This window comes from Novosphingobium sp., assembly GCF_031424035.1.
In the GTDB taxonomy this organism is placed as follows: Bacteria; Pseudomonadota; Alphaproteobacteria; order Sphingomonadales; family Sphingomonadaceae; genus Novosphingobium.
In genome coordinates, this window is record NZ_JANPGP010000086.1 from 1 (window position 1) to 13,852 (window position 13,852).

Below are 13,852 nucleotides of genomic sequence, written 5' to 3' on the forward strand. Positions count from 1 at the left end.
TGCCCGTTCGCTGCTTTCGCGCGAAAAGGCAGATAACCAACCGGCGGGTTCCGCCTCGGAGAGCTGATACATGCGTAAGTCCATCGCCTTCACGACCCTGATCGGTGCCTCGGTGCTGCTTTCAGCCTGCGGCAGCAGCGGGCTGCTCAGCCGTGACCGGCCTGACGAATTCGCCGTGCAGCGCCAGGCGCCGCTGGTGGTTCCGCCCGATTTCTCGCTGACCCCGCCGCAGCCTGGCGCGCCGCGTCCGGCCGATTCGACCTCTGCCGTGCAGGCGCAGGACGCGCTGTTCGGCCCCGGTCCGAACCGCAGCGAAGTGGAAAAGAACACCATCGGCCGCGCCGGCACTTCGGCTCCGGGCATCCGCTCGACCGTGGGTGATCCGCAGACCAACACCGTCGCCAAGGGTGCCATCACCCGTGACGTGCTCGTCGCCCCCGAAGGCGATGGCCGCGAAGCACAGGCTGTAGCCGGTCCTGCTGCCGGCGGCTGATCCCACCTGGAGGGGCTAACCCTCCTGTTTCAGGGCGATTAACAAGGCCTGGTGCTTGACGCGCCGGGCCTTTTCGCGTTTCGCAAAGAGCGAAAAGGGAGTTTGCGGGCATGAGTGCAGCGGATGTCGTTATCGTCGGGGCCGGGCATGGCGGGGCGCAGTGCGCCATCGCGCTGCAGCAGAACGGTTTCACCGGAACGGTCGCCATGATCGGACGCGAGAGCGAGCCGCCTTATGAGCGCCCGCCGCTGTCCAAGGAATATTTCGCCCGCGAGAAGACCTTTGACCGGCTCTATATCCGCCCGCCGCAATTCTGGGGTGAGAAGGGCATCGACCTGCGCCTCGGCGTCGAAGTGACGGCGGTTGATCCGGCAGCAAAGCAGCTCACCCTGTCCAATGGCGAGAGCCTGACATACGGCACGCTGGTCTGGGCAACCGGCGGCGATCCGCGCCGACTGCCGGTACCGGGCGGCACTCTCGCCGGTGTTCACGCCGTTCGCACCCGCGAGGACTGCGACCAGCTGATGGGCGAAATCGACGGCGGCGTGAAAAGCATCGCAGTGATCGGCGGCGGCTACATCGGGCTTGAGGCGGCGGCGGTGCTGACCAAGCTCGGCTGCCATGTCACCCTGCTCGAAGCCCTGCCGCGCGTGCTGGCGCGCGTTGCCGGGCCGGAACTGTCCGCCTTCTACGAAAAGGAACACCGCGACCACGGGGTCGACCTGCGCACCGGCGTGACGGTCGAATCGCTAGAGGGTGAAGGCCGCGTGACCGGCGTGAAGCTGGGCGACGGCAGCGTGGTTCCCGCCGATGCGGTGATCGTCGGCATCGGCATCATCCCCGCTGTCGGCCCGCTGATCGCTGCCGGCGCGGCGGGCGGCAACGGCATCGACATCGACGAGCGCTGCCGCACTTCGTTGCCGGACATCTACGCCATCGGCGACTGCGCCGCCTTCGCCTGCGATTACGCCGACGGCACGGTAATGCGCGTCGAATCAGTCCAGAACGCGAATGACCAAGCGACTTGCGTGGCCAAGGCGATCTGCGGCGATGAAAAGCCCTACCACGCCTTCCCGTGGTTCTGGTCGAACCAGTACGACCTGCGCCTGCAAACCGCCGGGCTGTCGGTCGGCTACGACCAGACCGTGCTGCGCGGCTCGCCCGAGGAGCGCTCGTTCTCGGTCATCTACCTGAAGAACGGCAAGGTCATCGCGCTCGACTGCGTCAACATGGTCAAAGACTATGTGCAGGGGCGCAAGCTGGTCGAAGCCGGAGTTTCACCGGATGTGGCGCAGCTGGCCGATGCTTCGGTACCGCTGAAGGAGCTTATCCCGGCCTGAGGCGCGATGCTGCCCACGCGGCAGCATCGGCCACGGCCACATCGGGATCCTCAAGCAGCACCTCGACCTGCGGCATCAACCCCACATCCCCGCTGTTGCCCGCCGCGTAGAGGCAGTTCCGCACAAACCGGTCGCGCCCGATGCGCTTGATCGGCGAACCGGAAAACAGCTTGCGAAAGCCCGCGTCATCAAGCGCCAGCAGCTCCGCCAGCTTTGGCGCGGCGAGTTCGGCGCGGGGCAGAAAGGCGCGGTTGGCGGCGGCGCTGTCGGCGAACTTGTTCCACGGACAAGCCGACAGGCACAGGTCGCAACCATAGATCAGGTTGCCGAGCGCCGGGCGCAGCGCTTCGTCCACCGGGCCCTTGTGCTCGATCGTCAGGTAGGAAATGCAGCGCCGCGCATCGAGCTTGTAAGGCGCGGGAAACGCGCTTGTCGGACAGGCGCGCTGGCAGGCGTCGCATGATCCGCAGCGGTCCTGCCCCGGCGCATCGGGCGTAAGGTCCAGCGTGGTATAGATCGCGCCGAGGAACAGCCACGAGCCATGGTCCCGGTTGACGACATTGGTATGCTTGCCCTGCCAGCCCAGCCCCGCCGCCTCGGCCAGCGGTTTTTCCATGACCGGTGCGGTATCGACGAAGACCTTCACGCCCACTTCGCCAAGGCCGCGCCGCTCGCCCTCAGCCACCAGCCAACGCGCAAGGTGCTTGAGCGCCTTCTTCACCGTGTCGTGATAGTCCGCGCCCTTGGCATAGGCGGAAATCCAGCCGCGCGAAGGCTCACCCGCCAGCGCCAGCGGATCGCCCGCCGGGGCATAGCTCATGCCCAGCGCGATCACGCTTTTCGCCTCGGGCCACAGTCCCTGCGGGCTGCGACGGTGGTGCGCGCGGCCTTCCATCCAGTCCATCTGGCCATGCGCGCCTGAGGCCAGCCAATCGACCAACCGCGCGGCACGGAGCGGGTCCTCGCTTGCCTGCGCGATACCGCAAGCGACAAAGCCCAGCCGCCGGGCCTCTTCACCAAGCGCCTGTTTTAATTCGTCAGTTACCGGCCCGTTAACCAAACTTGGCGCGCTCCTCTTCACAGGGGGTGGTTAATGAGGCACCCCATGAAGATGGACCTAGGCCAATGGCAACCGGCGGGCAACGCACCGCTATCCGAACTTTCCGGCATCTCGGCAGCGAGCGCACCGCTCGCCATCGAGGCGCGCGGGCTGGTAAAGCGCTTTGACGGCTTCACCGCCGTTGACGGCGTCGACCTGTCAGTGCCCGAAGGCGCGATCTATGGCGTTCTGGGGCCGAATGGCGCGGGCAAGACCACCACGCTGCGGATGCTGCTGGGCATCATCGATCCGGACGAGGGCTATCGCCGCGTGCTGGGTGCCGAGCGGCCGCATGATGTCGCCCATACCATCGGCTACCTGCCCGAAGAGCGCGGGCTTTACCCGGCGATGAAGTGCCACGAAGCCATCGCCTTCATCGGTGCGCTGCGCGGCCTCCCGCTGGAGGAAGGTCGCCGCCGGGGCAAGCTGCTGCTGGAAGAACACGGCCTTGGCTATGCCGCCGACCGCCAGATCCGTCAGCTCTCCAAGGGCATGGCGCAGCAGGTGCAATTGCTCGCCACGCTGGTCCACGAACCCCGGCTGGTGATCTTCGACGAGCCGTTCTCAGGCCTCGACGCGCTTAACCAGGGCAAGCTCGAGCGCATGATGCGCGGCCTCGCCGAAAAGGGCACGACGGTAATCTTTTCCACCCACGTCATCGCCCATGCCGAACGACTGTGCGATTCGGTGGCGATCATCGCTGGCGGCAAGGTGCCTTTCGCCGGGCCGGTCGATGTGGCGCGTGACCGTATCCGCCCGCAGGTCCGCCTCGAAACCCGCGCTGGTGATGGCACCTGGCGCGGCGCCCTGCCCGCCGATGCCCGCCGTGAGCAGAAGGCCGATGGCAGCACCTTCTGGTATTTCGACTTGCCGGGCAGCGGCATCGAACCGCTGCTGCGCGCGCTGATCGAGGGAGAGGCCGGCATCCTGTCGCTCTCCATCGAACGCGCCGGGCTGCATGATGCCTTTGTCGCGATTGCCGGCGAGGCGGCAGCCCGCGCGCTGGAAGAAGTTCCCGATGAGGCTCTGGCCATGGAGAAGGGTCGATGAGCGGCGCAATTTCATCGGGTCGGCTTTCGACCCTGCAAGCGGCGTTCGTCGTCGCGCGGCGCGATTTCGGTGCGATCCTGTTCAGCCGCACGTTCTTTTTCTTCCTGCTGGGGCCATTGTTCCCGGTGATCGTCGGCATTGCTGCCGGATCGGTGAAACAGGAAACCGAACAGGCCGCCGCGCGCCCGGTGCTGGGCGTGGTCATGGCTCCGCGCGATGCCGATGCGATGATCGCCGCCGGCGCCGCACTGCGCCCGGAACTGGGCGATTCGGTGCCAGACATGGCCGTGGTCAAAAAGCTCCGTCCGGGTGAGACGATCGATGCCGCGCAGGCGCTCAAGGATAGCAATGGCAACCTTGCCGCCGTCGTCACCGGATCGCTTGCCTCGCCGCAGCTGACCGGCACAGAAGGCCTGATCCGCGCATGGAGCGGGCCGGTGGCTCTGATCGCCGGGCGCGCCGCCGATGGCAGCCCGCAGGCCCTGCCCAAGGTCGCCCTCGCCGCGACGGCGAGCAGCGTGGCCAGCGAACGCAATGGCCAGATGCGCACCGCGCAGGGCGGCCAGATGCTGCTGTTCCTGCTGACGATGATGCTGGCCGGCATGGTGCTGTCCAACCTTGTCGAGGAAAAGGCGAACAAGATCATCGAAGTGCTCGCCGCCGCGATCCCGATGGAGGCGGTGTTCTATGGCAAGCTGTTCGCCATGCTGGGCGTATCGCTGGTCGGCATTGCCGTCTGGGGCGCGGGCTTTGGCGGACTGATCCTGCTGGGCAGCGATGCGCTCAGCGGCCTTGCCGCGCCAGCCGTGGGCTGGCCCGCTTTCGTCGCGTTTGGCATCGGCTATTTCGCCATGGCTTACCTGCTGCTCGGATCGGTGTTCCTGACGATCGGTTCAATGGCATCGACCGTGCGCGAGGTGCAGACAATCTCGATGCCGGTATCGATGTCGCAGCTGATGATCTTCTTTTTCGCCACCTATGCCGCCGCCCAGCCGGGCACCGGCGTATCGCTGGCGGCAGAGTTGATCCCGTTCTCCTCGCCCTTCGCCATGCTGGCGCGCGCGGCGCAGGACGGGGCGGTGCTGCCGCATGTCCTGGCGGTCGCCTGGCAGGTGATGTGGGTGGCGATTTTCGTCCACTTCGGATCGCGGCTGTTCCGCCGCCGGGTGATGAAGTCCGGCCCGCAGCAGGCGCGCACCAAGAAGGGCAAGGGCCAGCCGGTTACGGCCTGACCTTTAAGAAGCTGCCAGTCCGGCCTATATCGTGTCCAACGCGGGACAACGAAAAGGCCGGACCCATGCCCCAGACGCAAGATTTTCCTGCAACGCTATCGCGCCGCCGGCTGACCCAATGGCTGGTTGCCGGCGCGGCCATGCCGCTGGTCGCCTCGTGCGGCGGCGATGCCGAGGCGAAGACCTATCCGGTACGCTTCACCGATGCCGAATGGAAAAAGCGGCTGACCCCGCCGCAGCATTACATCCTGCGCCAGAAGGGCACCGAACGCCCTGGCTCCTCGCCGCTTGACCATGAAAAGCGCAAGGGCACCTTCGTCTGCGCGGCGGACGGCAATCCGCTCTTTGCCTCCACGACGAAGTTCGACAGCGGCACCGGTTGGCCCAGTTTCTGGAAGCCCCTGCCCGGCGCGATAGGCACCTCGACCGACTACGAGGTTGGCATGCCGCGCACCGAAGTGCACTGCGCGCGCTGCGGCGGGCACCTTGGCCACGTGTTCGATGATGGTCCCAAGCCCACTGGCAAGCGCTATTGCATGAACGGCGCGGCGATGGTGTTCCGCCCCGCCTGATCCGGATTAATCGTCGTCCCGGGTCAAGCCCGGGACGGCGTAGCCGCTACTCAGCCCCCGCGAGCCCGCTTGAAGATCGCATCCTGCGGATCGTCGGAAATCGCCGGCGGGAACGGCTGGAGTTCGAACAGCAGGCGGGCAAGCTGGTCGAGCTTGAAGGTCTGCTCGAACACCAGCCCTACCCCGTTGCCCTTGCGCCAGCGCACCTTGGCATCCAGCTGCGGCAGGCCGCGCGCGGTGAGCGACACGCGCTGTTCGATGGCGAGCGGTGCCTCGCATTCAAGGCTGCCGCCCTGCTGCGAGATATTGCGCAGGACGGCGGGATAGTCGCGTCCCCCGGCGGTGAGTTTCACGTCAAGCGTCAGTCGCGCGCGGACCTGGCGTTTGCGATAGCGGCTGCGCTCCTCGATCAGATGTTCGACCGCCGCCGCCTGGGCAAAGACGAAGCCCGCCTGATCGCCGCGCTCCCACATCTTCTCGATGTCATAGCGGTCGCCATTGCCCAGTTCGAGCACCATCAGCGCTTCGGTGGGCAGGGGGTGAAACAGCCGCAGCCGGGCGCCCCTGGAGGCGACATCGCGCAGGATGCACAGGTATTCGCCGCTGCGGCAAATCACCTTGGCCGGGCGCAGCAGCAGCACCAGCCGCTGTTCTTCCCGCTTTTCCAGTCCGCCGAACTCCGGGTCCGACGCGTCCATCCTGCCTGCCATGCAATACCCCGCCTCAGGCCATCCCCCGACGACCTGTTACAGGTGCAAACTATGCTAACTACTTGAAACAGGTGCTGCGAAACGTGGCTAACGCGGCGTTTACGAGTTCGATTGTGCAAGCGGCCCGATGGCGGGAATCTGAGCCAGGAGGATGCCCATCCGGTCAGTCGTCATGCCTGGCGCGGTTCCTGGAGACGTCCGCGAAGTCAGGCTCCGTTTCCACCTCGAACGCGATCAGCATCCAGACCGTGGTGGTGAAATACCCGGCCGCCTGAATGAGGTCCTTGATCTGCCACTACCCGGCGGCGTCGGAAGCGAAAAAGGCGCCGGCGGCCGCGATATCTTCGCGCCATCGGCGTGTCGATGAACCCGGGCGAGACCGAATTGACCGTAATCCCTTTCGGCCCCGGCTCAATCGCCAGCGCGCGGGTCATCGCGATGATGCCGCCCCTTGCTGGCGGCAAAGGCGAGGAAACCTGGCTCTCAGCGGAAGCCGAAATCCGAACCGGAATTGATGATCGCTCCGCCGCCCTGCGCCACCATGTGCGGAAAGGCGGCCTGCATCATCTGGAGCGATCCGAACAAGGCCGATTGCAGGTCAACCTTGCAGTTCGCCTCCATCTTCGGGTCTTCGAGCGGCAACTGGGCGTGACTATGGCCCTTGCCGAGATCATCGCCGCCCTTGACGCATTTCTCGATCAGGTTGAACCGCTCGTTCTCTGACATCGGCGCGGCAAGGGCCGGGAGTATGATCCTTGTTGCCTGCCGTTGGCTGACAAGGCGCCGCACGGGCAATCACGGCCATCCGGTGGCGGTCCGCTCGCCCAATGTGAAGACCGCAATGCGCTGCGCCCTGTTCAACCTTGCCGTTGCCCCAACGACCGTCACCGGGCTGTTGCGCAGGGAAATTCCTAGATTTCGACCTGGCTTCCCAGCTCGATGACGCGGTTGCTTGGCAGTTTGAAGAACTGCATCGCGCTTTCGGCGTTACGGACCATCCAGGCGAACAACCGCTCGCGCCAGATTGCCATGCCGGGGCGCTTAGAGGCGAGAAGCGTCTGGCGCGAGAGGAAGTAGCTCGTGTCCATGGCCTTGAAGGGGCCGCCGGCGCGATTCTCCCTGGCGAGTTCGGCAGGGACATCGGCCTCGTCCATGAACCCGTAGTGGAGGACGATGCGGTAGAATCCGTCGCCCATGTCCTCAACCTCGCGCCGGTTTTCGGGTGGTACATGGGGCACGCCTTCGGTCACGACAGTCAGGATCACCACGCGTTCGTGCAGGATGTGATTGTGCTTGAGGTTGTGGAGCAAGGCGGGCGGAATGCCTTCGGTTGTGGAAGCAAGGAATACCGAACTGCCAGAGACCCGGCGCACCTTCTGCCCGATCGACTTCAGGAATGCTTCGATCGGCAATGCATCTTCGGCGAGGCGCTCGCGGACCAGGCGGCGTCCGGCGGCCCATGTCGTCAGCAGGGTGAAGGCAATGGTGGCAACCAGCAGCGGGAACCAGCCGCCATCGGGGATCTTGGTGACATTCGAGGCGAAGTAGAGGCCATCGACGATGAGGAACGAGCCGGTGACGAGCGTCGCCACGAACGGGTTCCATTTCCAGACCGCGAAGGTCAGGATGCCGAGCATGCAGGCGGTGATGAACATCGTGCCCGTCACCGCAATGCCATAGGCCGCGGCCAGATTGCTCGAGCTCTTGAAGCCGAGCACCAGCAGGATGACCAGCGCAAGCAGGGCCCAGTTGACCAGTGGCACATAGATCTGCCCGGCCGCCTTGGCGCTGGTGTGGAGGATCTTGAGGCGCGGCAGAAAGCCGAGCTGCACGGCTTGCTGCGACACCGAATAGGCCCCCGAAATTACAGCCTGGCTGGCAATGATCGTGGCCATGGTCGCCAGGATCACCAGCGGCAAACGCGCCCATTCGGGAGCCATCAGGAAGAACGGGTTTTCTGCCGCCGCAGGGTTGTTGAGCAGCAGGGCCGACTGCCCCAGATAATTGATCAGCAGGCACGGGAAGGCCATATAGAGCCACGAGACCATGATCGCCTTGCGGCCGAAATGGCCCATATCGGCATAGAGCGCCTCTGCGCCGGTCACGGCCAGAACCACCGAGCCAAGCGCCAGAAATGCCAGCTTGGGATCGATCAGGAAGAATTCCAGCGCATAGTGCGGGCTCAATGCCCACAAGACCTGCGGTGCCTCGATTATGTTGATCAGCCCGAGCACAGCCAGGACGATGAAATAGACCACCATTACCGGGCCGAAGAGTTTCCCGACGGCTGCCGTGCCACGCGATTGAATCGCGAACAGGCCGACCAGAATGCCGATCGACAAGGGCAGCACCCACTGGGCCAGGCCCGCGTTGATCACAGTCAGCCCTTCGACCGCGGAAAGCACCGAGATCGCCGGCGTAATGATCGCGTCGCCATAGAACAGGGCTGTGGCGATGACCCCAAGCACTGCGACCAGCCCGCTCCAGCGGTTATCGCCCAGCTTTCGCCCGATCAGCGCCAGCAAGGCCAGACTGCCGCCTTCGCCTTTGTTGTCTGCCCGAAGGATCACGAAGACATATTTGACCGTGACGATCAGCATCATCGTCCAGAAGATCAGCGACAGCACGCCATAGATGTGCGGCTGATCGACAGCCAGCGGATGGTGGCCGACGAAGCTTTCCTTGAGAGCATAGAGCGGCGATGTGCCGATATCGCCAAACACCACCCCGATCGCGCCGATAGCCAGCGCGCCAAGGCTCTCTTTGTGGGCGTGCTGCCCGGTTGTTTCGCTCATGTCGCAATGCCTAGGCATGCCCGCACGAGGACACCATGAACTTTACGGAATCTTTACGTGCCCGGCCAAATTCCCCGTGGAATCTTAACGCCTCCAGAGCCTATCTGAAGCACCGCATGACAAATGCGGGAGCTTTTCAATGTCACGGAATCTTGATCGTCTTTACAGGGGCGAACGCTGGTGGGCCGCAGAGCTTGTCCTGCGCAGCCTGGGCATCGTGCTGCTCGCAGGAAGCTATCGGCTGGGCCTGATCGCCCATCGCATGGTCACGGCGCCGCGTCTGCATCAGGCGACGATGGGCGAATTGGCCGTCGGCCTGGCAATCGTTGCCTGCCTCACCAGCGGCCTCGCCCTCACCATGTTCGGTCCCAAGCTTTTCGAGCTGGTGCCGATCCCGAAGAGCAACCGCCTTTACTGGAAATCCTGATCGCTGCCTGACTTGACCTGGCTGGCCCTGCTGGGCGCCCTGTTCATCCTGACCCTGGCCTTCATTCGGCTTTGCGAAAAGGCGTGAGGAGTCCGCGATGGCCATGCGCCTGATCCTCGCCGGCGTAACCGCGCTTGGTCTCCTTGTTTGCCTGATTTCCGCGCCGCTGCGGCCCGAATGCTTCTTAACGGAAACCCGCCATGCGCGGCCGCATCAGCGGGATCGATCCGGTGTCGCTGCGCAAGCTGGTCGCGGATCATGTCGAAACACCCACACCTGACTTCCTCGGAGAACCGCGCGTTAACGTGCTCAAACTGAACCTTGCTCTCGACAGCATGGCCCGATCGGGCGCAAACCGGGGTCAATGAACGAGACCAGACCGGATCCAGACGCGCTGCTGCGCGCCGCCTCGCGTGAGGGCAAGGGCCGCCTCAAGGTTTTCCTCGGGGCGGCCCCGGGCGTTGGCAAGACCTTCGAAATGCTCACCGAAGGCGCGGCGCGGCGTGATGCCGGGACCGATGTCGTCATTGGCGTGGTCGAAACGCACGGGCGGCGCGAGACCGAAGCGAAAGTCAGCGGCTTTGAGAGCCTGCCGCGCAAATCGATCGAGCATCAGGGGCACAGGTTCGGCGAGATGGATATCGACGCCATCCTGCAGCGCAAGCCCGGCCTGGTCCTCGTCGATGAACTGGCGCACACCAATGCACCCGGATGCCGCCATGCCAAGCGCTATCAGGATGTCGAGGAACTGCTTGATGCCGGGATCGACATCTATTCGACGCTCAATGTCCAGCACCTTGAAAGTCTCAATGACCTCGTGGCCTCGTTCACCAGGGTCCGGGTTCGCGAGACGCTGCCCGACCGGGTGCTGGAGAATGCCGAACTCCAAGTGGTCGATATTCCGCCGGACGAACTGATCGAGCGGCTGCGTCAGGGAAAGGTCTATGTGCCCGATGAGGCGGCACGCGCGCTGGGGCACTTCTTTTCAAAGGCGAACCTGTCTGCCCTGCGCGAACTGGCGCTGCGCCGCGCCGCACAGGCGGTCGACGCGCAGATGCTCGATTACATGCGGGCCAATGCCGTCGGCGGGAATTTTGCCGTCAACGACCGGCTGGTCGTGGCGATCAGCGAACAGTCCGGCTCGGCGGAGCTGGTCCGCGCGGCGAAACGTCTGGCAGACGCCCTGCGTGCGCCATGGACCGCGGTCCATATCGAAGCCCCGCGCAGTCTGGGCTTCAGCGATCACGAGAACGGCCAGCTGGCCGAAACCATGCGGCTGGCAAATCAGCTTGGCGCCCAGATTGCCACCGTGCCTGCTGAATCGATCCTGGCGGGCCTGAAACAGTTCACCGTTGATGCCAAGGCCACCCAGTTGATCGTCGGCAAATCGGCGCGGTCACGGTGGTTCGAATTGCGCCATGGTTCGATCGTCGACCGGCTGGTCAGGGAAATGCCCGGACTTGCGGTCCATGTTCTGCCGCTGGATCCCGGTGAGCCAGGCAGGCGGCAGCCTGCATCGACGCTCCGTTCGGCTTGGGGGCCATGGACCGGTTATGCGGTTTCGCTGGGACTTGCCGCGCTGATCACCATCATCGGAAAAGTGATCTTCGAACACGGCAGTATTACCAATATCGGCCTTTTGTTCCTGATTCCGGTGATGCTGGCGGCAACCCGCTACGGCATGCGGACCGGCATTGTGACCAGTCTGGCTTGCTCGCTGGCCTACAATTTCTTCTTCATTCCGCCGGTGCACACGTTCACCATTCAGGATCCGCAGAATATCATCACCGTGCTGGTACTGCTGGGCGTGGCGGTGGTTGGCAGCCAGCTTGCCTCGCGGGTGCGGGAGCAGGCCTTGCTCGCCCAGGCCAGCGCGGCGCAGAACAGTTCGCTTGCCGGGTTTGCCCGCCAGCTGACCGGGATCAGCAGCAGCGATGAACTGAGCAACGTCCTGTGCCGGGAAGTCGGGGAATTGCTGGCCTGCAACACGGTCCTGCTGATGCCGCATCGCGACCAGCTTGCCATCCGCGCGTCTTCGCCATCGGGGAGTAAGCTCGAGATGCTCGACGATGCAGCGGCGAAGTGGACTTACGACAACAACAAGCCGGCCGGGCGAGGGTCGGATACGCTGACCGCGTCCGAATGGCTGTTCAATCCGGTCGGCTCGGCCGGCAAGGCGCTGGCCGTGTTCGGATTGTCGCGATCGGACGCGCGCAGCCCGATCCGCTCTGATCAGCTGCCCCTGCTCCTCAGCCTGCTTGACCAGGCCGGCCTGGCGCTCGAGCGCATCGCCCTCGAAGAGGAAATGTCGAGTCTGGCCCATGTCCGGGAACGCGACCGGCTGCGCCACGCCCTGCTTTCCTCGGTCAGCCATGATCTGCGGACGCCGTTGACCACCATTCTTGGGACATTGCGCGATATCAAGGCCAGTTCCCCTCTCCAGGAAGCCCAGCTTGCAACCACGCGCGGTGAAGCCGAGCGGCTGCATCGCTTCGTCGCCAACCTGCTCGACATGGTTCGGATCGAGGCAGGTGCCCTGCATCAGAAGATCGAGCCGGTCGACCTTTCGGAAGCCGTCGCCAGCGCCCTTGATGACCTCGGACCAGCGTTGCAGGGCCATCAGGCCATCGTAGAGATGCCGTCCGACCTTCCGCTCGTCATGGTCGATCCCCAGCTGTTCCATCATTGTCTGATCAATCTGATTGAGAACGCCACCAAATATGGAGCCCCCGACGGGCCGATAACCGTGAGAGCTTACCTCGATCGAACACAGCTTTCTCTGTGCATCGAAGATGAAGGTCCCGGCATACCCCAAGGTCAGGAGCGCCGGATTTTCGAGACTTTTGCCCGAATCGAGGGTTCGGACCGCAAGGGCGGAACCGGGCTTGGTCTGGCAATCGTCAAGGGTTTTGCCGAGGCGATGGGCCTCGAATTGTCGGCATCAAACCGCGATGACGGCAAAGGCGCTTCGTTCCGGATCAAATTCCGCGAGAGCCAATTGATGGAACTGCCCAGCGAATGAGCCACACTGTTACAATATTGGTTGTCGACGATGAACCCGCCATCCGGCGGTTGCTGCACAGCAGCCTGGCGCGGGCAAATTACCGGATCGTCGAGGCTGGCTCCGCCCGCGAAACCCTGGCTTCAATCCATATCGATAAACCCGAAGTGGTCTTGCTCGACCTTGGCCTGCCCGACCGCGATGGCCTTGAACTGATCCCGATCATCAAAGGCGCCGGCACGGCGGTTATCGTCATCTCTGCGCGCGACGCCACCGAACAGAAGGTCGCCGCGCTTGATCTTGGCGCGGACGACTATGTTTCCAAACCATTCGACAGCGAGGAAGTTCTCGCCAGGATCAGGGCAACCCTGCGCCACCGCCTTGCAAGTGAAACAGGCGTTCCGGTGGTCCGTATCGGAGATGTCGAAATCGACCTTCCCGCAAGGCAAGTCCGCAAGGGCGGTGATGAAGTGCATCTGACCCCGAAAGAATACGCTTTCGTGGCCGAGCTGGCCAAAACGGCCGGACGGGTAGTGACTCACGCCCAGTTGCTAAGATCGGTCTGGGGCCCGGGGCACGATAGCGACGTCGAGTACTTGCGCGTGGCCGCGCGCGGGATTCGCCGCAAGCTTGAACTCGATCCAGCCCAGCCCAGGCTCTTGCGTAACGAACCCGGCGTTGGCTATCGGCTGCACATGCCTTCATAGTCCCTGTGGCCCGGACCGATCTCTTGAGGGCTTCAGGATAGCGCAACGCTGTTGAGTCTGGCACAGCCGATGCAAGGCATGCAATTTTTGTAATGACGCCTTTTCTGTAAGGGTCCTCGGCAGCCAGACCAATCAAAATGCGCCGAGCTTCGTCAGTCAGACTGAAGGGAGACGTTGCATCGCATTCCTCGGCACCACTCCCCAGTCCAGCTACTTGATGCAGGCGCTCCAAGGCACGGAATAGCTCTAGGCTATGCATGATCGCCAGCGACAGTGGCACTTAGCTCACCTCCAATGCCGCGCTCGGATGGTGCGGTGAGGTCGACGTGGTTTGGCATTAAATCTCGCCGGGCATGGGTGAAGGGGGCGTCGCGCGAGAGCAAGGCGCTTGAGGGTTTAGACGCAGCTTGAAGCGGTAAAGGAAGG

Annotated in this window: 14 protein-coding genes; 9 read left to right on the forward strand and 5 right to left on the reverse strand. The window is 64.0% G+C overall.

All coding sequences use genetic code 11. The features are described from left to right. Positions 1 to 70 precede the first annotated feature (70 nt). Positions 71 to 493: a DUF3035 domain-containing protein gene (locus RMO89_RS12390; RefSeq protein ID WP_310533448.1), complete on the forward strand. Its 423-nt coding sequence runs from the start codon at positions 71 to 73 to the stop codon at positions 491 to 493. Positions 494 to 603: 110 nt separating this feature from the next. After that, entirely contained in the window at positions 604 to 1,833 is a 1,230-nt protein-coding gene (locus RMO89_RS12395) for an FAD-dependent oxidoreductase (protein WP_310533449.1), read from the forward strand. Here the strand turns inward: RMO89_RS12395 and queG are convergent. After that, positions 1,820 to 2,893: a tRNA epoxyqueuosine(34) reductase QueG gene (queG, locus tag RMO89_RS12400; protein ID WP_310533451.1), complete on the reverse strand. Its 1,074-nt coding sequence runs from the start codon at positions 2,891 to 2,893 to the stop codon at positions 1,820 to 1,822. The two genes, RMO89_RS12395 and queG, sit on opposite strands and share 14 nt — an antisense overlap. 45 nt (positions 2,894 to 2,938) lie before the next feature. Here queG and RMO89_RS12405 point away from each other — a divergent pair, with 45 nt between their 5' ends. The 3 genes from RMO89_RS12405 (at position 2,939) to msrB (ending at position 5,786) form a co-directional block, all read left to right on the forward strand. After that, positions 2,939 to 3,982, forward strand: a complete 1,044-nt coding sequence (locus RMO89_RS12405; RefSeq protein WP_310533453.1) for an ATP-binding cassette domain-containing protein — start codon at positions 2,939 to 2,941, stop codon at positions 3,980 to 3,982. Beyond that, positions 3,979 to 5,214, forward strand: a complete 1,236-nt coding sequence (locus tag RMO89_RS12410) for an ABC transporter permease (protein ID WP_310533454.1) — start codon at positions 3,979 to 3,981, stop codon at positions 5,212 to 5,214. The genes RMO89_RS12405 and RMO89_RS12410 overlap by 4 nt, the downstream gene beginning before the upstream one ends. 65 nt (positions 5,215 to 5,279) lie before the next feature. Then, positions 5,280 to 5,786: a peptide-methionine (R)-S-oxide reductase MsrB gene (gene msrB / locus RMO89_RS12415; protein ID WP_409035548.1), complete on the forward strand. Its 507-nt coding sequence runs from the start codon at positions 5,280 to 5,282 to the stop codon at positions 5,784 to 5,786. A gap of 50 nt (positions 5,787 to 5,836) precedes the next feature. Here the strand turns inward: msrB and RMO89_RS12420 are convergent, their stop codons facing one another. The 4 genes from RMO89_RS12420 to RMO89_RS12435 all read right to left on the reverse strand — a co-directional run bounded on the left by RMO89_RS12420 (position 5,837) and on the right by RMO89_RS12435 (position 9,291). Then, positions 5,837 to 6,496, reverse strand: a complete 660-nt coding sequence (locus RMO89_RS12420) for a PilZ domain-containing protein (RefSeq protein ID WP_310533456.1) — start codon at positions 6,494 to 6,496, stop codon at positions 5,837 to 5,839. A gap of 206 nt (positions 6,497 to 6,702) precedes the next feature. Next, complete coding sequence (locus RMO89_RS12425; protein WP_409035549.1) at positions 6,703 to 6,960, reverse strand: SDR family oxidoreductase; 258 nt, start codon at positions 6,958 to 6,960, stop codon at positions 6,703 to 6,705. A 19-nt stretch (positions 6,961 to 6,979) separates the two neighbouring features. Next, a complete protein-coding gene (locus RMO89_RS12430; RefSeq protein WP_310533459.1) occupies positions 6,980 to 7,222 on the reverse strand; it encodes a hypothetical protein in 243 nt (80 codons plus the stop codon). 185 nt (positions 7,223 to 7,407) lie between these two features. Then, entirely contained in the window at positions 7,408 to 9,291 is a 1,884-nt protein-coding gene (locus tag RMO89_RS12435) for a potassium transporter Kup (RefSeq protein WP_310533461.1), read from the reverse strand. A gap of 139 nt (positions 9,292 to 9,430) precedes the next feature. Between RMO89_RS12435 and RMO89_RS12440 the strand changes: the two genes are divergently transcribed. The 4 genes from RMO89_RS12440 to RMO89_RS12455 all read left to right on the forward strand — a co-directional run bounded on the left by RMO89_RS12440 (position 9,431) and on the right by RMO89_RS12455 (position 13,426). Continuing rightward, positions 9,431 to 9,718: a hypothetical protein gene (locus tag RMO89_RS12440; protein ID WP_310533462.1), complete on the forward strand. Its 288-nt coding sequence runs from the start codon at positions 9,431 to 9,433 to the stop codon at positions 9,716 to 9,718. Positions 9,719 to 9,918: 200 nt separating this feature from the next. Beyond that, positions 9,919 to 10,086: a potassium-transporting ATPase subunit C gene (locus RMO89_RS12445; RefSeq protein ID WP_310533463.1), complete on the forward strand. Its 168-nt coding sequence runs from the start codon at positions 9,919 to 9,921 to the stop codon at positions 10,084 to 10,086. Further along, the gene (locus RMO89_RS12450; RefSeq protein ID WP_310533464.1) at positions 10,083 to 12,740 is read left to right on the forward strand and encodes a sensor histidine kinase KdpD; all 2,658 of its coding nucleotides are present in this window, start codon (positions 10,083 to 10,085) and stop codon (positions 12,738 to 12,740) included. Before RMO89_RS12445 ends, RMO89_RS12450 begins: the two co-directional genes overlap by 4 nt. Then, positions 12,737 to 13,426, forward strand: coding sequence for a response regulator (locus RMO89_RS12455; RefSeq protein ID WP_310533465.1), 690 nt, complete (start codon positions 12,737 to 12,739; stop codon positions 13,424 to 13,426). The genes RMO89_RS12450 and RMO89_RS12455 overlap by 4 nt, the downstream gene beginning before the upstream one ends. Positions 13,427 to 13,852 lie beyond the last annotated feature (426 nt).

Coding starts and splice junctions, on each gene's coding strand:
- msrB (WP_409035548.1), top strand. CDS start 5,280: ATGCCCCAGACGCAAGATTTTCCTGCAACGCTATCGCGCCGCCGGCTG.
- RMO89_RS12445 (WP_310533463.1), top strand. CDS start 9,919: ATGCGCGGCCGCATCAGCGGGATCGATCCGGTGTCGCTGCGCAAGCTG.
- RMO89_RS12420 (WP_310533456.1), bottom strand. CDS start 6,496: ATGGCAGGCAGGATGGACGCGTCGGACCCGGAGTTCGGCGGACTGGAA.
- RMO89_RS12390 (WP_310533448.1), top strand. CDS start 71: ATGCGTAAGTCCATCGCCTTCACGACCCTGATCGGTGCCTCGGTGCTG.
- RMO89_RS12405 (WP_310533453.1), top strand. CDS start 2,939: ATGAAGATGGACCTAGGCCAATGGCAACCGGCGGGCAACGCACCGCTA.
- RMO89_RS12410 (WP_310533454.1), top strand. CDS start 3,979: ATGAGCGGCGCAATTTCATCGGGTCGGCTTTCGACCCTGCAAGCGGCG.
- RMO89_RS12440 (WP_310533462.1), top strand. CDS start 9,431: ATGTCACGGAATCTTGATCGTCTTTACAGGGGCGAACGCTGGTGGGCC.
- RMO89_RS12395 (WP_310533449.1), top strand. CDS start 604: ATGAGTGCAGCGGATGTCGTTATCGTCGGGGCCGGGCATGGCGGGGCG.
- RMO89_RS12430 (WP_310533459.1), bottom strand. CDS start 7,222: ATGTCAGAGAACGAGCGGTTCAACCTGATCGAGAAATGCGTCAAGGGC.
- RMO89_RS12435 (WP_310533461.1), bottom strand. CDS start 9,291: ATGAGCGAAACAACCGGGCAGCACGCCCACAAAGAGAGCCTTGGCGCG.
- RMO89_RS12455 (WP_310533465.1), top strand. CDS start 12,737: ATGAGCCACACTGTTACAATATTGGTTGTCGACGATGAACCCGCCATC.
- RMO89_RS12450 (WP_310533464.1), top strand. CDS start 10,083: ATGAACGAGACCAGACCGGATCCAGACGCGCTGCTGCGCGCCGCCTCG.